16 protein-coding genes and 1 pseudogene are annotated in these 16388 nt (G+C 61.1%); 12 read left to right on the forward strand and 5 right to left on the reverse strand.

What is annotated here, in order from left to right:
• The 12 genes and pseudogenes from ACS5Q1_RS39355 to ACS5Q1_RS39410 form a co-directional block, all read left to right on the forward strand.
• Positions 1-94: pseudogene (locus ACS5Q1_RS39355) on the forward strand (IS5/IS1182 family transposase); the annotation flags it as partial.
• A 250-nt stretch (positions 95-344) separates the two neighbouring features.
• Entirely contained in the window at positions 345-605 is a 261-nt protein-coding gene (locus tag ACS5Q1_RS39360) for a hypothetical protein (RefSeq protein ID WP_473103339.1), read from the forward strand.
• A 151-nt stretch (positions 606-756) separates the two neighbouring features.
• A complete protein-coding gene (locus tag ACS5Q1_RS39365; RefSeq protein ID WP_473103340.1) occupies positions 757-1635 on the forward strand; it encodes a DMT family transporter in 879 nt (292 codons plus the stop codon).
• A gap of 158 nt (positions 1636-1793) precedes the next feature.
• Positions 1794-2858, forward strand: a complete 1065-nt coding sequence (locus tag ACS5Q1_RS39370) for a LacI family DNA-binding transcriptional regulator (protein ID WP_473103341.1) — start codon at positions 1794-1796, stop codon at positions 2856-2858.
• Positions 2855-4720, forward strand: coding sequence for a DUF2264 domain-containing protein (locus tag ACS5Q1_RS39375; RefSeq protein ID WP_473103342.1), 1866 nt, complete (start codon positions 2855-2857; stop codon positions 4718-4720). The genes ACS5Q1_RS39370 and ACS5Q1_RS39375 overlap by 4 nt, the downstream gene beginning before the upstream one ends.
• Positions 4721-4746: 26 nt before the next feature.
• Complete coding sequence (locus ACS5Q1_RS39380; protein ID WP_473103353.1) at positions 4747-5730, forward strand: hydroxyacid dehydrogenase; 984 nt, start codon at positions 4747-4749, stop codon at positions 5728-5730.
• Positions 5727-6527 carry a sugar phosphate isomerase/epimerase family protein gene (locus tag ACS5Q1_RS39385; RefSeq protein WP_473103343.1) on the forward strand — a complete coding sequence of 267 codons (801 nt, stop codon included), beginning with the start codon at positions 5727-5729 and terminating at the stop codon, positions 6525-6527. The genes ACS5Q1_RS39380 and ACS5Q1_RS39385 overlap by 4 nt, the downstream gene beginning before the upstream one ends.
• A gap of 80 nt (positions 6528-6607) precedes the next feature.
• Positions 6608-7906: an ABC transporter substrate-binding protein gene (locus ACS5Q1_RS39390; RefSeq protein WP_473103344.1), complete on the forward strand. Its 1299-nt coding sequence runs from the start codon at positions 6608-6610 to the stop codon at positions 7904-7906.
• A gap of 102 nt (positions 7907-8008) precedes the next feature.
• Positions 8009-9058, forward strand: a complete 1050-nt coding sequence (locus tag ACS5Q1_RS39395; RefSeq protein ID WP_473103345.1) for an alpha/beta fold hydrolase — start codon at positions 8009-8011, stop codon at positions 9056-9058.
• Positions 9051-9179 (forward strand): hypothetical protein, encoded by a 129-nt coding sequence (locus ACS5Q1_RS39400; RefSeq protein ID WP_473103346.1) that lies wholly within the window; start codon positions 9051-9053, stop codon positions 9177-9179. The genes ACS5Q1_RS39395 and ACS5Q1_RS39400 overlap by 8 nt, the downstream gene beginning before the upstream one ends.
• Before the next feature lie 122 nt (positions 9180-9301).
• Positions 9302-10171 carry a hypothetical protein gene (locus ACS5Q1_RS39405; protein ID WP_473103347.1) on the forward strand — a complete coding sequence of 290 codons (870 nt, stop codon included), beginning with the start codon at positions 9302-9304 and terminating at the stop codon, positions 10169-10171.
• An 89-nt stretch (positions 10172-10260) separates the two neighbouring features.
• A complete protein-coding gene (locus ACS5Q1_RS39410; RefSeq protein ID WP_473103348.1) occupies positions 10261-11082 on the forward strand; it encodes a lytic murein transglycosylase in 822 nt (273 codons plus the stop codon).
• 36 nt (positions 11083-11118) lie between these two features.
• On the opposite strand, the gene ACS5Q1_RS39415 is transcribed toward ACS5Q1_RS39410, so the two are convergent.
• The 5 genes from ACS5Q1_RS39415 to ACS5Q1_RS39435 form a co-directional block, all read right to left on the reverse strand.
• Positions 11119-11961 (reverse strand): endonuclease/exonuclease/phosphatase family protein, encoded by an 843-nt coding sequence (locus ACS5Q1_RS39415; protein ID WP_473103349.1) that lies wholly within the window; start codon positions 11959-11961, stop codon positions 11119-11121.
• Positions 11962-11976: 15 nt separating this feature from the next.
• Positions 11977-12768 carry an ABC transporter permease gene (locus tag ACS5Q1_RS39420; protein WP_473103350.1) on the reverse strand — a complete coding sequence of 264 codons (792 nt, stop codon included), beginning with the start codon at positions 12766-12768 and terminating at the stop codon, positions 11977-11979.
• Between the two features lie 113 nt (positions 12769-12881).
• Positions 12882-13718, reverse strand: a complete 837-nt coding sequence (locus ACS5Q1_RS39425) for an ABC transporter permease (RefSeq protein ID WP_473103351.1) — start codon at positions 13716-13718, stop codon at positions 12882-12884.
• A gap of 196 nt (positions 13719-13914) precedes the next feature.
• Positions 13915-15048 carry an ABC transporter substrate-binding protein gene (locus tag ACS5Q1_RS39430; protein ID WP_246776832.1) on the reverse strand — a complete coding sequence of 378 codons (1134 nt, stop codon included), beginning with the start codon at positions 15046-15048 and terminating at the stop codon, positions 13915-13917.
• Positions 15041-16132, reverse strand: coding sequence for an ABC transporter ATP-binding protein (locus tag ACS5Q1_RS39435; protein ID WP_473103352.1), 1092 nt, complete (start codon positions 16130-16132; stop codon positions 15041-15043). Before ACS5Q1_RS39435 ends, ACS5Q1_RS39430 begins: the two co-directional genes overlap by 8 nt.
• Positions 16133-16388: the final 256 nt, after the last annotated feature.

The raw sequence follows: 16388 nt of genomic DNA on the forward strand, positions 1-16388 counted from the left end.
GGCCAAGGACTTCGAAGCCTCCATTGAGAGCGCGGTGGCCTGGGTCTTCATCGCCCATATCCGGATACTGACCAGAAGGCTTGTAAGGCCCTGAAACCAGAACGGTCTTTCTGAGTCAGACTCTCAGAGGTCCAGAATGCGTTCCACTCCAATCTGCTTCTGACTATTGTCCTCGGCCTTGCATCCGCCCAATTCTCCGCCCACATTAGCGTGGCCTAGGGGTCCGGGCCCCTCTGGCGAGCGGGGCGCCGCTCGCGATGTCGGACACCTCTCTTGCTCTTGCGCCGACGAGCGCTCCCGCAATTGGAAGATCCATTTTGGACTACGCGGTTTTTAGGACACGAATGATGACCACCCGTTCCGGTGGCATTCTGACCATTCTGGTGAGAATTTTGGCCGTGGCTGCGGCGGGCATTGCCCTATTGGCAATGATGCTGATCGGCCTCTTTGTCTTGCTCCCCCTGATGCTTGCCGGCGGCGCGGCCATGTATTTCTACCTTCGCCGGCGTGTGCGTCAGGTCCGCCCTCGCCCGCAGAACCGGACCCAGTCTCGTCCTCAGGATGACGTGATCGACGCGGAATATACGGTGATCGAGCGGCGGTAGCCATCTTCTCGGGCCCGGGGGACCGGAGCAAGTCCGCATGCCTCTATTGGCCGCCTCTTGCAGCCGATAAGCTGATATTAACGGCATCGAACGAGACTGCCCCAGCAGCCTACTCCATGTCAGGCCTGCCTAAATCAGGCCCTCCTCCGTCATGATGCCTCCAACCGATGTCAAGGACCGGCATGTCGCCAACCGACAGGGGGCGGTCTTTGCCTTGGTGGACATGGTGCTCGTCGTCATCTCGATGGGTGTCATCAAGCAGGCTGGCGCAACCTTTCCCGCGATCCAGCTCGTTTTCTTCCGTGCCGTCGTCGGTATTTTGCTTATTGCGCCGCTCGTCTGGCGTTACCGCATCGAGGTCTTCAATACCCAGCGGGTGAAGGGGCATGTCGGTCGGGTGCTGTGCGGCACGGTGGCTCTGTGCTGCAATTATGCGGCCACGGCCGCCCTGCCCCTGACCCTCGTGACTGTGATCGGCTTCACTCGTCCGTTCGTCATTCTGGGGCTTGCTGCGGTCATGTTGGGAGAGCGCATCCTGCGGCGGCACTGGATATCGTCCGCCATCTGCTTCGTCAGCGTGCTGTTCATCGTGAAGCCCGGATCGATGAGCTGGGACTGGGGCCTGCTGGCGGCCCTGGGCATGGTCCTGTTCGGCTCCCTCAGCGTCGTCCAGACCCGTCGCCTCACCGGCGAACACGCCGTCGTCCTGATGGTGTTTCACGCTCTTGGCCTTGCCATTCTGACTGCCATCCCGGCGGCACTCGTTTGGGTTCCCCCGGGTTTGAGCGATCTGCCCGCCTTCCTCATCATTGGCGTGCTCGCCCAAGTCGGCCAGTTCTGCTTCCTCCGCTCTCATCAACTAGCCGAGGCAAGCATCCTCGCCCCTCTCAGCTATGTCGTGATCGTCTTCTCTTCCGTCGCCGATTATCTCTACTTCGGCATCGTCCCGACACTCTCCCTCATCCTGGGCTGCCTTGCGATTGTCTCAGCTGCCTTGATCGGAACTCAGGTCGGCCGGGTGCGGGGCTAGCCGCTTATCGCTTCGCTCAGGATCATCTCCTCGAGACAAGCGCAGCCGCGGTGCAATCTCAAATCTAGCAATGCAAAAATTTGCATTTGCATGAGGATTGCAACTGACCGCCTACTGCGCAACAAATCTATGCAATGAAGAAAAACAGTGGGGAGGATATGACGAGAGTTAGCCTCAGCCGTCGCCCGCGACAGACGGATATCGCCCGCTTCGCCGGCGTTTCCGTGAGCACCGTATCGCGTGTCCTCGCGAACGAACCCGGCATCAGCACGAATGTCCGAGACGAAGTGATCCGGATTGCCTCGGAGCTCGGTTACAATGTCCGCCCGGTGCCGAGTGCTCAACCGCAGAACCAACGGTCGGTCGCTGTCATCTCGGTCGATCAGGCAACAGGAGGACTAGGCGTCTTCTATGAGGGGATTCTCAGTGGCCTGCGGGGCGCTGCCGGCCGTTCGGGTGGAATGCTCCTGCCGCGACTGGTTCGATCCTCTTCCCTGAAAATATCCGAGCTAAAGCAAACCCTGTCGGAAACCGAAGCGACGGGCATCTTCCTTGTCGGCATTGATCCACCGGAAGATCTCTGTGGCTGGCTCAGAGAGTCCAATATCCCGACTGTCTGGGTCAACGGAAACGATCCCGATCTTCAATTCGACTGCGTGTCACCGGCCAACTTCTACGGAGCGCGGCTTGCGACCGAGCATCTCATTGCTACAGGCCACCGGAACATCCTTCATTTCACGATGTCTCACCGGCACACCATCCGGGAGCGCATCCGCGGCTTTGAGTCGGCGGCTGCGAAGCACGGCGTGAGAACGCGTATCGTCCAGTTGCCCTCATCTTCATCGCGGACCAGTATGGCGGCCTGCGAAGCGATGGAGGCGATCCTCCTTGAGGACCAGGGTTTCACCGCGGCTTTCTGCATGAACGATATGATGGCCATTGGCGTCATGGAAGCCGTCACCAATCATCATCTCTCGATTCCTCAGGATTTCGCCGTAATGGGGTTTGACGACCTCCCCTGCGCATCCATGACCATGCCGCGCCTGACAACCATGCATGTCGATCGGGAGGCGATCGGGCAAGAGGCCTATTACCTCATGCAGCGACGCATCGCCGATCCCAGTGCCGGGCCGCGCAAGGTGGAACTGGCCGTCAAGCTGGTCGAGGGCGCAACGGTGCAGGCGCAATCCAAGCAGATCGAAGATGGAGTGCTCTCGGCATGACCTATGCCCCTGCTCATGCCAATCCTCTCGCCGGCAACCCGCTCAAAACCAGAGAAGATGTCGAAAAGGCGCTTCTGGATCTCTTCAATCCGCTTCTGCCTGCCTTCTCGGAAGGAGGCGCGCGTGTGAGCCTCAGTGCCACGGCGGCCCATTTCGATCAGGCGGCAGCGGATTTGGAAGGCTTTGCACGGCCGCTCTGGGGCTTGGTGCCCTATGCCGCCGGCGGTGGAGACTTCCCCCATTGGCCGCTCTACGCGAAGGGCCTCGCGAACGGGACCGATCCCGAGCATCCCGAGTATTGGGGCAAGGTCACCGACCGCGACCAGAGGATGGTGGAGCTGGCAGCGCTCAGCTTTGCGCTCCGCTTAGTGCCGGAACATCTTTGGGATCCTCTCGATGAGACGGCGCGAAGAAACGTCGCGACCTATCTGCTGGAGGCTCGCCCTCACCAGTTCGCCGACAACAACTGGAAATTCTTCCGGGTGATGATCGATCTCGGCCTCGAGCGGGTCGGCATCGACTTCGACCGCACGCTCACCGAGCAATATCTTCGGGAACTGGAGGCGTTCTATCTCGGCGACGGCTGGTACCGCGATGGCAATGTTCCTCGCGTCGACCACTACATCCCGTTTGCGATGCATTTCTACGGGCTGATCTACGCAGCCCTCGCGACAACGGACGAGGGGCGGAAGCGTCGGTTCCGTGAATGGGCGCGCCTGTTCGCGCCGAATATCCGGCACTGGTTCGCGGATGACGGCGGCACCCTCGTCTTCGGCCGCAGCATGACCTACCGCTTCGCCTGCGCCGGTTTCTGGGCGGCGCTGGCTTTTGCGGACGAGGAGGCGCTGCCCTGGGGTGAGGTGAAGGGCTATTATCTCCGCCACCTGCGCTGGTGGGCGAAGCTTCCCATTACCGACCGGAGCGGCGTGCTCACCGTCGGATTTGGCTACGCCAATCTATTGATGTCGGAGAATTACAATTCGGCAGGCTCTCCCTATTGGGCCTTCAAGGCCTTCCTGCCGCTTGCGCTGCCCGCGACACACCCGTTCTGGACGACGGAGGAAGCGCCAGCTCCCGTGTTCTCCGAGCCATCCCCTCAGCCGCAGCCGGGCATGGTGATGATGCATACACCTGGGAACGTCATCGCCTTGTCGTCCGGTCAGGAAAATCTCCAGATGCGGTTCGGCAGTGAGAAATATGCCAAGTTCGTCTATTCCTCCCGCTATGCCTTCAGCGTCGAGAGCGATGAGCGCATCTTCGAGGGAGCGGCCCTCGACGGGATACTGGCCTTCAGCGACGATGGCCGGCATTTCCGGGTGCGCGAGACCAATGACGAGGCGCGCATAGCCGGGAGTGCCCTCTATGCCCGATGGCGCCCCTGGTCCGATGTCGAGGTGGAAACGTGGCTCCTCCCGGCTTCTCCATGGCATATCCGTATCCATAGGATCAGAACGCCTCGTCCGCTGGCTACTGCTGAAGGCGGTTTCGCCATTCCACGGACGGACGCATACCGGATGCTGGAACGGATCGACGAGCGGAGCGGCACTGCGCTGGTCATCGGTGCGACCGATATCAGCGGCATCACCGATCTGGGATCGACGATCGAGCGTCGTGGTATCGCAGTGAAAGCTCCTCCCAATACCAACCTGCTGTATCCGAAGACATTCGTGCCTCAGCTCCGTGGCGAAATCCCGAGCGGGGAAACGGTTTTAACGACGGCGGCGGTCGCCCTGCCCGACCCGGCAAATGTGACAAGGATCTGGAAAGACATTCCAACCGCACCGAGAATCGACAAGCTCGAGGCTCTCTTTTCACGAGGCAGCCAGCGCGTCGGTGCTCTCGCCTGGAGGATGGCACCGTGACCCGCCCCTATAACGTCGCGCTCGCCATGGACCCCACCCGGACGGAGGGTGTCCTCACGCCAGAGTTGCTGAACCGGCTTGAACGGTTATGCACCATCCTTGCCCCGAATCCCCTCCGGTCGTTCACGCAAGGGTCAGGACCCGCTGTGCTGCGCCAGGCAGAGATCCTCATCACCGGCTGGGGTTGTCCTGCCATCGGACGAGACATTCTGGAATTGGCGCCGAAGCTGAAGCTGATCGCCCATGCGGCGGGCACCGTCAAAGGGTTCCTGTCGCCGGATGTGCTGGATGCGGGGATCACGGTGACTCACGCCGCCGAGGCGAATGCCGTCCCCGTCGCCGAGTTCACGCTCGCGGCCATCATCTTCGCCAACAAGCAGGTCTTCCGCTTTCGCGACATCTACTGCTCGGACAGGAACCGCAACCGGACCTTTCCCCTAACCTCGCAACCGGTTGGAAATTTCAAGCGTACGATCGGCATTGTCGGGGCCTCGCGCATCGGACGCCGCGTCATCGATCTTCTGGAGCCGTTCGACTTCAGGGTCGTTCTTCATGATCCGTATGTCAGTGCTCGAGAGGCTGCGGCTCTCGGCGCGGAGAGCGTTTCGCTGGACGAGTTGATGCGACTCTCGGGTGTGGTCTCAATTCATGCTCCTGCCCTGCCGTCGACTCAAGGGATGATCGACCGCAGACATCTGGCGCTCATGCGTGATGGAGCCACGCTCATCAACACGGCACGAGGCATCATCGTCAATCAGGACGACCTGATCGACGAGCTGCGCACGGGCCGCATCGATGCGATCATCGATGTTACCTATCCGGAAGTCCCGGAGGCATCCTCTGCCCTCTACGATCTTCCGAACGTCTTTCTCACGCCTCATATTGCCGGCGCCATCGGCAATGAACGGGAGCGGCTTGGCGAGTTCATCGTCGAGGAGATCGAGCGGTTTGTCAGAGGGCTTCCCTTGCGCTCCGCCATCACCGCAAGCGCGCTGGAGACAATGGCATGACGTCGTTCCGGCCCGGCCTGTGCTCTGTCACATTCCGCGAGCTCGCGCCTGAGGCCATCGTCGAGCTTGCCGCGGAGTGCGGCATCGAGGGGATCGAATGGGCGGGCGACGTTCACGTTCCTCCCGGTCAATTCGACCTCGCACGTCGCGTCCGGCACATGACCGAAGATGCGGATCTCTCCGTCATCTCATACGGGTCCTACATTGCACCGCCAAGCGACAATGAGGCCGCCTTCGCCGTTGTCCTCGAAACAGCACAGGCTCTCGGCGCGCCGAACATCCGCATCTGGCCGGGACACCGCAACCGCGATTCCGTGACCTATTCTGCGGAGGAGCGTCAGCACACCGTCTCGCTGATCCGGCGCATGGCCCGGCTGGCGGATGATGCGTCCATCACGCTCTCCCTCGAATATCACCCAAATTCCCTGACGGACGCTCTCGCCTCGAGCCAGCGGCTCATCAAGGAGATCGGCGATCCCAACACGTTTCTCTACTGGCAGCCGCGTCCCGGCCTGCCTCTTGAGGACGCTCTCGATGAGAGTCGCGCGATCGGAACTGAGACATCGCATGTCCATGTTTTCGCATGGGACAGCGAGAAGAAGCGTTATCCGTTGGCCGCTCAGCGGGCGTACTGGGATAGGATCCTGACCGAAGCGCCGGCGACGCGCTGGCCCAGAGACCGTTTCGCGATGCTGGAATTCGTCCGGGACGACAGCCCCGAACAGTTCCGGGTCGATGCAGCCGTATTTTGTCAAATGTTGAAAGAGGTGCGGGACCGCCCGGCCAGCGCGACCTGACTTCTATAACAACACTCGTCGAGGAGCGTGCTTCTCGCTCCCTCGCGAAGAATGATGTGAGAAGCGAATGGGAGGAAGCCATGAAGACTGATCTTAATCGTCGTACCTTACTGAAATCCGCTCTGGCGCTCGGCGGGGCCGCCGCCGTCAATGCGCCTGGCATGAGCTGGGCTCAAGGAGAGGCCGTGAAGCTGCGTGCCACTTGGTGGGGGTCCCCCGACCGGGCAAGGCGCACCACCGACGTGGGCAAGCTATTCACTGAACGCACCGGCATCGAGATCGCCGGTGAACCTGTCGGCGCCGATTACTGGGCGAAGATCGGCACCCAGATGGCGGGACGCAACATTGCCGACGTATTCCAGTTGGAACCAAGCAGTCTCGCCGATTATGCCGGGCGCGGTGCCGCAAAGCCCATGGACGACTTCGTTGGCAAGCAACTCGACATCTCCAGCTTCGGCGAAAAGATGGTCGACCTCTGCCGGGCAAACGGCAAGATCTACGGCGTTGCACTGGGCCTCAATTCATTCTCCCTCTTCTACGACCAGACGGTCTTCGAGAAGGCCGGCATCAAGCCGCCGACCCACGAGACCACCTGGAAGCAGTTTGCCGACATGGCAGTCGATCTCACCAAGGCGGTCGGACGTCCCGATTACTGGGGGGCTCCCTACGGCGCCCGGTATCATTACGTGTTCGACGTCTGGCTGCGCCAGCGCGGCAAGCGCCTTTACACGGAGGATGCCAAGCTCGGTTTCACCATGGACGACGCAAAGGAGTGGTTCAGCTACTGGGAAGATCTGCGCAAGCGCAACGGCTGCGTTCCGGCCGATGTGCAGACGCTGGACCAGAACCAGATCGAGCGGAACTCGCTGGCTCTTGGCAAATCGGCCATGGGTCTCACCTATTCGAACCAGCTCATCGGCTATCAGCTTCTCACCAAGAACAAGCTTGGGATCACGATGGTGCCGTCGTCCGGACCCGGCACGAAATCCGGTCACTATTACCGTCCGGCTCTCATCTGGAGCATTGGGTCCACAAGCAAGAATCCGGACAAGGCGGCAGCCTTCATTAGCTTCTTCGTCAACGACATCGAAGCGGGTAAGATTCTCGGTGTCGAACGCGGTGTGCCGATGTCGCCTAAGGTGCGCGAGGCCATCCTGCCCAACCTCAACGAGGTCGAGCGCGCGACCGTGGATTACGTCAATCTCCTCGCCGACAAGGTGAGCGATTATCCTCCGCCGGTGCCCATCGGAGCCGTCGAGTTCGACAACAATGTCATGCGTAAGGTGGCCGATCAGGTCGCCTTCGGTCAGATCTCGATCAACGACGCGGCGCAGCGGATTCTGGAGGATGGCAACGCCGTCCTGCGCAAAGTGAACTAGCTTCACCCGAGTGAGCCATTGCCAGCCGGCGCTGTCTCAGCGCCGGCTGGATGACTCACAGCCTTGGTCGTGAGACGCTACCCTTGGGTGGAGAGACAGGCCATGGCGCAGAATGTGACGGTCTATTTCGCGACCAATCGCATGCCGCTCACCGACGCGAGCGGCGCTGCGATCATCGATTTCGGTTCGGAGCCCGGACCCATCGATGGCACGGCGGTGAGGTTCGGCAGCGCAGAGGCGAGTGTCACCGCAACGAATTCCAGCTTCGTTCCGGGCTCGCTCTATGTCGCACCGGAACAACTCTTCGGACCGACGATCCAGCGAGGTAGCCGCGACATCTTCGAAAAACTGCGGCAGGACATGCAGGAGGGAGGGCGCCCCACCTTCGTCGTAATTCACGGCTTTTCGAACACCTTCAAGGAAGCCATCGAGCGCGCCGCAACGATCATCAATTTCTACGGCATCGATGCCAACGTGTTCTCGTTCACCTGGCCTTCCATTGGCTCAGCTCTGCCGACGCCCCTGCCCTACAATGACTATTTTCACGATCGCGGTACTGCGCGGGCCTCTGGCGTTGCCATTGCCCGAACGATGCGCATTCTCTACGACTTCATCGACAATCTTCCCCGCCGGGATATGTGCCGCCAGCCGCTGCATCTGATCTGCCACAGCATGGGGAATTATGCGTTCCGCTATGCCGTGCAGGCCTTGATGCAGGTGCCTCAGGGCGAGCCGCGCGAATACGTTCGCACGGTCGACGCTCCCGCGATGGATGCCGAGGATCGTCCCTTCCCGGCTCTGGTAGCCCTGCCAACCGAGGCGCCCGATCCCAACCGGCTGCGCCGGACCTTCGATCAGATCGTCCTCGCTGCAGCGGATGAAGACGAGGATGCCTTCGACGACGTCAGAGAGTTGCGATATCTGCCGCGCCTCGGCAATCGCGTGACCGTGTATCATACGCAGAAGGACTGGATCCTCTCGACCTTGAGCTCGATGACCAAGTTCAATGGCCCCCGCCTAGGTGTGGACGGATCGGAGAACATGGCGATGATCAGCGACAAGGTCACCGCAGTGGATATCAGCGACGCCATCGACCCGAGACAGGATTTTCCAGAGTCACCAGTATTACCGGATCTTTCCGGTGGTGCGTGACGACATCGTTGCGGTCCTGACCGGCGAGCGGCAGGACAAGATCGCGAACCGCGACCGCACCGACATGCAACGATATCGCCTGCAGACGCCGTCGCGGAGCACAAAGCGAAAGGTCCGTTAACGCCCCTGCTGGCCGCTCGATTGTAGCCGCCGCAAGTTTGGCCACATGTCGTTCTACCGTTTCACCCTCTGAAGTCGGAGTAGGCGATGCGCCGGCCGATTTCCTCATCAAGCGGAGACGCGATGACGGGCATGACCGCCAGAATCCTCGGACTGTTCGCTTGCCTGCTGACGCTCCTCGTCGCTCTTCCGGCTCAGGCAGATCCATTCTTCGTCAGGGTCTACGGGCGGACCTACAAGATCGATCCGCGGTATCCGTCCGATGAGCCGAAGGGTCCCAAGCCCCAGGAGGCCATGAAGGCCCTGCCCTCCGATCTCGGGCGCGGCCCCGGTTTCAGGCCTTCGCATGAGGAAGTGTTGGCCGAGGTCGAGGAAAGAGTCTGGATCGCCAGAAATCTGCTCGACGCGGAATTGGAAGAAGCGGCTGAATCACGGGAATGGCGCAACATTGGGTCGGACGCAAAGGCCATCAAACAGGAGATCACGGGATCGCTCGCAACCGGATCCGGCAAGACGCGCTCACCGGAACTCCAGACACTCTACGACCGCCACAGAGCGCTGAACCTCCTCGTGCGGGAACTGCGGCGCTCCCTGGACCTGCCGGTCAGAACACCGGAATCCGGATTCTCGCGGCCCAAGCTGACATCTGAGATCGAGGCCAGCTATCGCGCTCTGAATTTCGATCCCTATGCGGCCTATTATGGTTTCAGGCGCGTGAAGGCCGCCTTCCGATCCGGGGATGCCGAACTCCTCTCCCGCGTGACCCATTATCCGCTGGCGGTGACCGGCAGGGTCAGGCGCAGCATCCGCAACAGCGATCAGCTGATCGCTGCGAAAGAGACCGTCATGAACGCCCCCGTCCGGGAGGCGGTCGCCAAATCCACGTTCGAGGGTGTTTTCGTCCGGGACAAGGGGATGATGCTCGGAGACGGAGCCGTCTGGATCACCCACGACAAAACGGGCTTCGCCTTGGGAACCGTTCATCTCGACTAAGCGTTACGAAGCTTGACAATGATGCCTCAACTTGGCCGGGATGATGCGGCAACGTTTCATCCGGTTAAACGACGTGGGAGGAGACCGGAATGATGAGGGGCTGGCAAAACGGGATCGCCGCCTTCACGGCCTTGACATCGCTCTTCGGAATGGCCGGCGCGGTGAGGGCTGCGCAATGCGGTAGTAGCGCGGCCGGCTTCGACGAGTGGAAGCGGGAATTCGCCGTCGAAGCGAGGGCCAACGGAATCAGTCCGGGAACCATCTCCGCTCTCATGGCGACGAATTATGCCACTGCCACCATCCGGGCCGACCGCGGCCAGAAGAGTTTCAGGCTGTCGCTCGATCAGTTCATGGCCAAGCGCGGCGCCTCGGCCATCGTCTCGCGCGGGCGCTCGCTCAAGCAATCGAATGCGGCGCTCTTCGCCAATCTCGAGCAGCGCTACGGCGTCCCGCCAGGGCCGCTCATCGCTATCTGGGGCATGGAGACGGCCTTCGGGAGCCAGCGCGGCAACCAGCATACACTGTCGGCCGTAGCGACCCTCGCATATGATTGCCGACGGTCGGAATTCTTCACAGATCAGCTTTACGCAACCCTGACCCTGATCGACCGCGGCATGCTCTCAAGCAGTGCGCGCGGCTCCATGCACGGGGAGATCGGTCAGACCCAATTCATGCCCAAGAGCATCCTGAACTACGGCAACGGCGGCAATCTCGACAACACGGCGGATGCCCTGACCGCGACAGCCAATTTCCTCAAGGCCCATGGCTGGCGTGCAGGCGCGGGATATCAACCCGGCGAGCCCAATTTCCGGGTGATCCAGGCCTGGAACGCAGCATCGGTCTATCAGCAGGCGATTGCATTGATCGGCCAGCAGATCGACAGCGGGCCGCGCCGATCGGCGGAGCGCTGACGGCACTTTGTCAGGAATCCGCCAGGCTGTGCTCTGTCAAATATCGAGTTCGACCAGCACAGGCTGATGATCGGAGGCCTGCGTCTCCTGATCGTAGTGAACCCTTCTGATCCTCGGTGCGAGATCTTCCGTCACGAACACGAAGTCACAGCAATGGGGAGGTCCGTTCGACTGCTCGTAAAGACAGAACGATGTTGGGTGCGCCTCCGACGGATGAGCCGCCTGCCATGCGTCGAGAAGCGCAGGCACCCCGTTGTCGAATGTCTCCGAGACTCGCTGCTTCACCGGATCGTCCGGCCGCATGTTGAAATCGCCGGTCAGCACGGCCGATGTCGTCGTGGGGAACAGTGCATAGGTGCCGGGGCCATTCTCGCGAAGGGTGACGGTGCGCTCACAGGCGGTGCGGTGAGCCTCGCGGATGCCTTCGACCTGCGCGCGCCGCAGCTTGTCGGACGAGTATTCCAGATGAGTCGTCATGACACGAAGGGGGCCGGAGGACGTCTCGACAACCGCTTCGAGCAGGAGACGCGGCACGTTGCGGGTCGCGGCCGCCTCCCATGGCAGAGTGTATCGCAGCACCTGTGCCACGGAGAAACGGGAGAGAATCATATTCCCGAACCGGCGCCGGCCTCCTGTGCCATCCGGAATATCGAGTGCCATGCCCTCAATGGCGGTGAAGTCCGGCAGCAGACCTGCGATTTCGGCGAACTGGTTCCGTCCGTCGTTGCCCTTCAGATCGGAAAAGTTGTCCGAGATCTCCTGAAGGCAGAGCACATCGAAATCCGCAAGCGCACGTGCCTCGTCGATCAGGCGCCTCAGATCGACGCTTCCGTCGATCCCCAGACCCCATTGAATGTTCCAGGTGATGATTCTGAGCATGATGTTTCTAACGTCTTACTGGCCGACCTTGCTCAACACGTCGGCTTTCAGGAAGCGTTCGATGACGATCATGAACAGAACGGAAGGCACGAGGAGGATGAGCGCCGTGATGGAAGCGATCTGGTAATTGCCGCCCATGCTCGCATTGTAGAGCAGAAGCGGCAGGGTCGTCACCTGGGGCACACCGACGAAGAACGTCCCTGTGAATTCGTCCAGCGATTCCAGGAAGACGAAGATCGCGCTCGCCATGATGCCAGGCGCAGCCAGCGGCAGCGTGATGGTGAAGAACGTGCGCAGAGGCGATGCGCCGATGTTGCGTGCGGCCAGCTCAAGGTCCCGGTCCACGGCCGCGAAGGCGGCGGCGGCGATCCAGACGGAATAGACCAGACCGTGCGCGGCGTGGACGAGAACGACGCCGGGGATCGTTCCCGTCAAGCCCAGACCATAAAAGACGCGGGCGACGTTGATGTAGATCGCCACCGACGGAAAGGCCTGCGGCAGGAGGAAGAGGATCATCAGAGCCGTGCGCCAGGGCAGCCTGAGGCGCGCCAAAGCATATCCCGCCGGAACCGACACCGCGAGTGCGACCAGGACCGTCAGGCAGGCGATGCTGACGCTCGTCACCAGCGACGACATGGCGTCGCCCGTCGGGCGGAAGACCACCTCCCAGTAACGCATGCCATAAGCGACCGGCAGCTTGAACGGCGCATACCACCGCTCCGCGACCGACCACAGAACGAGATTGGCAAGCGGGCCGAACAGGAGGAACGCGAAGGCGGCAAGCCCCAGGACCTTGAGCAGCGTCAAGCCGAAAGTCCAGAATCTGGCTCGGGACTCGGCAGGTGCCGGTTTGCGCGACTGGGCTTCCGCACGCGCCGTTGGGGAATACGTCCCCGTTTGGGAGAGCTGCATCTTCCCGCTCATGCCTGCACCTCACGCTTGACGTTATAGCGCAGGTAGATCCAGGCCAACGTTCCGGCGATGACATAGGAGATCACGCCGAGCGCGTTGGCCGTGGCATAGTCACCGTAGGAGTTGATGCGGAAAGCCATGTCCACGGTCAGCATGGTCGGCTGCGAACCGGCGACCATCATCGGCACGGACAGCACCGACAGCATGGTGACGAAGGACAGAACCAGACCGACAAGGAGCGTCTGCATCACCTGCGGCAGAACCAGTTCGATCAGGACGCGGACCCGAGAGGCTCCGAGATTGCGTCCGGCCTCGATGGTGGCGCGGTCGATCGACGCCATGGCGCCGGCAAGCATCAGCGTCACGAAAGGCACCTGCTTCCACACGAAGGTGATGATGATGCCGCGCCAGTCGAGGAAGCTCGTGGCCTGGATCGGCTCCATCAGGCCGAGCGCCACGAAGGTATTGTTCATGAGGCCGTTCTTGGCGAGAAAGGTTCGCATGCACTGGGCCGCGACGATGAACGGGATGAAGAGCGGCCAGCGGTAAAGGTTGCGAAGGGCCGCGACGAGCCAGGGCGTCTCGCCCAGGGTGAGGATGCCCGCAATGACGATCGAGGCGATCCCCGTCAGCAATGTCGAGACGATGACAATGAACAGCGTGAAGAGAATATCGGTGGAATAAAGCTCGTAGGCCTTCTGAAAATGCATGAGCGACGGCTCGCCGCTCTCCGGGTTGGTGAACGCGGAAACCAGCGAGAATCCGAGGGGATACAGAAACAGCGCCCCGATCATCGCGAGGGCGGGTGCGATGAGCAGAAGACCGAAGAATGAAGGTTTCGCCATGGCTCGGATTATTACGATGTCCCGAAAACAGAGTGGAAAGAAGCGGGTAACCAGGGGAACAGGCTACCCGCGAGAGGCGAAACTAGCGCATCGTGCGGAGAAGTGATCCCCGTTCTCCGCGCCCGACGATGCGCCACTTAAGGGATTGAGCATCGGATCAACACCAAAAGTGGTGTCCACTTTTGGTGTTGATGCTTTAGTTCGCCACCTTCCTCTCATAGCTTTCGAGGATGTCGTTGAAGTAAGGCGCGATCGGGAACGGCTTACCGTTCGTTGAAAGGGCCTCCGGCGGGATATCGGCGAAGAGCGCGTTCCATGCGGACTGATCCAGTTTCCCCTCGAGGTTCTTCGCATCGATGCCGGGGTACCAGTTGAACCGCTTCACGATTCCCTCAGCCTGAACGTCCGGGCTCGTCGCAAGCGCCACGAAGTCGGCGGCGAGCTTCTCATGCTGCGTCTTCGCAGGAAGCGCGTAGTACATTGGCTGACCGGGCATGCCGGGGGAAACGAGCTTCAGGCGCATGTTCGGCGGAAGCTTGCCGTCGGCCTTCCAGGTGTAAAACATATCGACCCAGACCGGTCCCATGGCGATTTCGCCACGGTTGAGCATATCAAGCGTGCCGGCGTTGCCGGGCGTGATCAAGGCATACGAATTGAACTCCTTCAGATCGGCCAGTGCCTTGTCCCAGGTCGCCTTGGTGGCCGCATCGTAGGGGCCCTTCTCGAGCTTTGCCGCATCGCCGCCGAAGGCGGAAACCCAGCCCGTGACGAAGGCGACGCCGGACATGCCGCCCTTGATGCCGTTATAACCGAACTGCTTCGGGTTCTTCTTCACCCAGTCGCGCAACTCCACGTAGGTGTTGGGCGGGTTCTTGACGAGATCCGGGTTGTAGGCCAGCGCCGTCTGGGAGTGGAACATCGGCATGACATAGCCCGAGACGTCGGTGCCGAGCGAGTTGGTCGCCGTATCCCGCGTCACCAGCTTTCCTGTGGGAAGACTGTCGCGGTACTTCTTCAGCAGGGCCTCCTGCACCATCGTTCCCGCAGCCTTCTGGTGGATCACCACCACGTCGAAATCCGCGGGCGTGTTGGCGTTCTTCTGGGCCGAGAGCTTCTCGTAGATCTTCTGCGAGCCGCCGTCGCCCGGGCCGGTGCCAACGGCCACGACCTTCACGCCCGGATTCTTCTTTTCAAAAAGCGGGCCGAGATAATCCTTGATATAGTCGACCATGTTCTGGTCGCCCGCGGTGGCGACATTGAGCGTCTGCGCGTGCGCCGCGCCCGTCATCAGAAGAGCTGCGACGCCCGCAGCCAATAGACCTTTACGCATGGTTTCCTCCCGTTGCTTGGGTATCAGGGAACAGGTGCAATGATGCCAGCGGCAGGCGCATGCCCACCGGGCGATCAATCTCGTGATAGCGGTGGTCCGTCACGGTGAAGTGACAATCGCCGACCGCGACCACGTACCTGTAGTGTCCTCCCGGATACGTTCTTTGCGTGATTTTTCCCGGAAGGATGATCGATCCGTCGATTTGCGCATCCGGATCGTCAAGGGACGCGACATCGTCGCGGAAATAGGCCGTCACAGAGCCGACAGGCACCTCCTTGTCATAGGCGACCGGGCGGCCTTCAGGGACGCGGACCTCGACGCCGAAAGCGGAAGACCGGATATCGAGGCTAAGCGTGTTCTCCGCCCCCATGAAGCTCGCCACAAAGGGGGAGTTGGGATGGTCATATACGTCCTTCGGGGCCCCGACCTGCGCAATGCGGCCGGCATCCATCACGACGATCCGGTCGGCCATGGTCATGGCCTCCTCCCGATCGTGCGTGACATGGATCGCCGTGAAGCCGAGACGCTTCTGGAGCGTCTTGATCTCTGACCGAAGCTGGACCCGCACCTTGGCGTCGAGATTGGACAGAGGCTCGTCGAGCAGCAGGATTTCCGGCTCGATGGCGAGCGCCCGACCAAGGGCCACACGCTGCCGCTGCCCGCCCGAAAGGTCCGTCACCCTCCGGTCCTCAAGGCCGGAGAGATTAAGCATCTTCAGCACCCTGGCGACGCGGGCGCGGATCTCGTCCCTCGGCACGCCGCGGAGACGGAGCCCGTAACCCACATTGCCGAGCACGGTCATGTGCGGCCAGAGGGCGTAGGACTGGAACATCATGGCCATACCGCGCTTCTCGGGCGGCGTATTCACCACATCGCGGCCGGACAGCCGGATGGCTCCCCCGGAGGCTTTGTGAAATCCGGCGATGGTTCGTAGCAATGTGGTCTTCCCACAGCCGGACGAACCCAGAATCGCGATGAACTCGCCAGGAGCGACCGACAGGCTGACCCCGTGCAGCACCCGCTGACTGCCGTAGCTGACCTGCAGATGCTCAACATCGATCGCGGCCAAAGCAGAGCTTTCCACGGACTCAACATCCTCCCTGAACGCGCTTCTCGCGTCTCTTATTGAGGGAGAAGATCACATTTGAATGTCAGTGGGAAGAGTAGCCGGCTACCGGCATCGAAAAATATCCACCTTGATACTGCCGGTATGTATTCTAAGGCTTGTGGGGATTTATCGTGAATTGATGACGGCGGCTGCGAGATAGATCATGGCGGAGAAGCTTTGGTCGGTTTTGTCGGCTCTCATGGCAATGCGCTTGAACTCTTTGAGCTTGCAG

This window comes from Microvirga sp. GN3, assembly GCF_055792825.1.

Excerpts from the sequence above, each read along its gene's own strand:
- ACS5Q1_RS39360 (WP_473103339.1), top strand. The coding sequence starts at position 345 with ATGATGACCACCCGTTCCGGTGGCATTCTGACCATTCTGGTGAGAATT.
- ACS5Q1_RS39365 (WP_473103340.1), top strand. The coding sequence starts at position 757 with ATGATGCCTCCAACCGATGTCAAGGACCGGCATGTCGCCAACCGACAG.
- ACS5Q1_RS39370 (WP_473103341.1), top strand. The coding sequence starts at position 1,794 with ATGACGAGAGTTAGCCTCAGCCGTCGCCCGCGACAGACGGATATCGCC.
- ACS5Q1_RS39375 (WP_473103342.1), top strand. The coding sequence starts at position 2,855 with ATGACCTATGCCCCTGCTCATGCCAATCCTCTCGCCGGCAACCCGCTC.
- ACS5Q1_RS39380 (WP_473103353.1), top strand. The coding sequence starts at position 4,747 with ATGGACCCCACCCGGACGGAGGGTGTCCTCACGCCAGAGTTGCTGAAC.
- ACS5Q1_RS39385 (WP_473103343.1), top strand. The coding sequence starts at position 5,727 with ATGACGTCGTTCCGGCCCGGCCTGTGCTCTGTCACATTCCGCGAGCTC.
- ACS5Q1_RS39390 (WP_473103344.1), top strand. The coding sequence starts at position 6,608 with ATGAAGACTGATCTTAATCGTCGTACCTTACTGAAATCCGCTCTGGCG.
- ACS5Q1_RS39395 (WP_473103345.1), top strand. The coding sequence starts at position 8,009 with ATGGCGCAGAATGTGACGGTCTATTTCGCGACCAATCGCATGCCGCTC.
- ACS5Q1_RS39405 (WP_473103347.1), top strand. The coding sequence starts at position 9,302 with ATGACGGGCATGACCGCCAGAATCCTCGGACTGTTCGCTTGCCTGCTG.
- ACS5Q1_RS39410 (WP_473103348.1), top strand. The coding sequence starts at position 10,261 with ATGATGAGGGGCTGGCAAAACGGGATCGCCGCCTTCACGGCCTTGACA.
- ACS5Q1_RS39415 (WP_473103349.1), bottom strand. The coding sequence starts at position 11,961 with ATGCTCAGAATCATCACCTGGAACATTCAATGGGGTCTGGGGATCGAC.
- ACS5Q1_RS39425 (WP_473103351.1), bottom strand. The coding sequence starts at position 13,718 with ATGGCGAAACCTTCATTCTTCGGTCTTCTGCTCATCGCACCCGCCCTC.
- ACS5Q1_RS39430 (WP_246776832.1), bottom strand. The coding sequence starts at position 15,048 with ATGCGTAAAGGTCTATTGGCTGCGGGCGTCGCAGCTCTTCTGATGACG.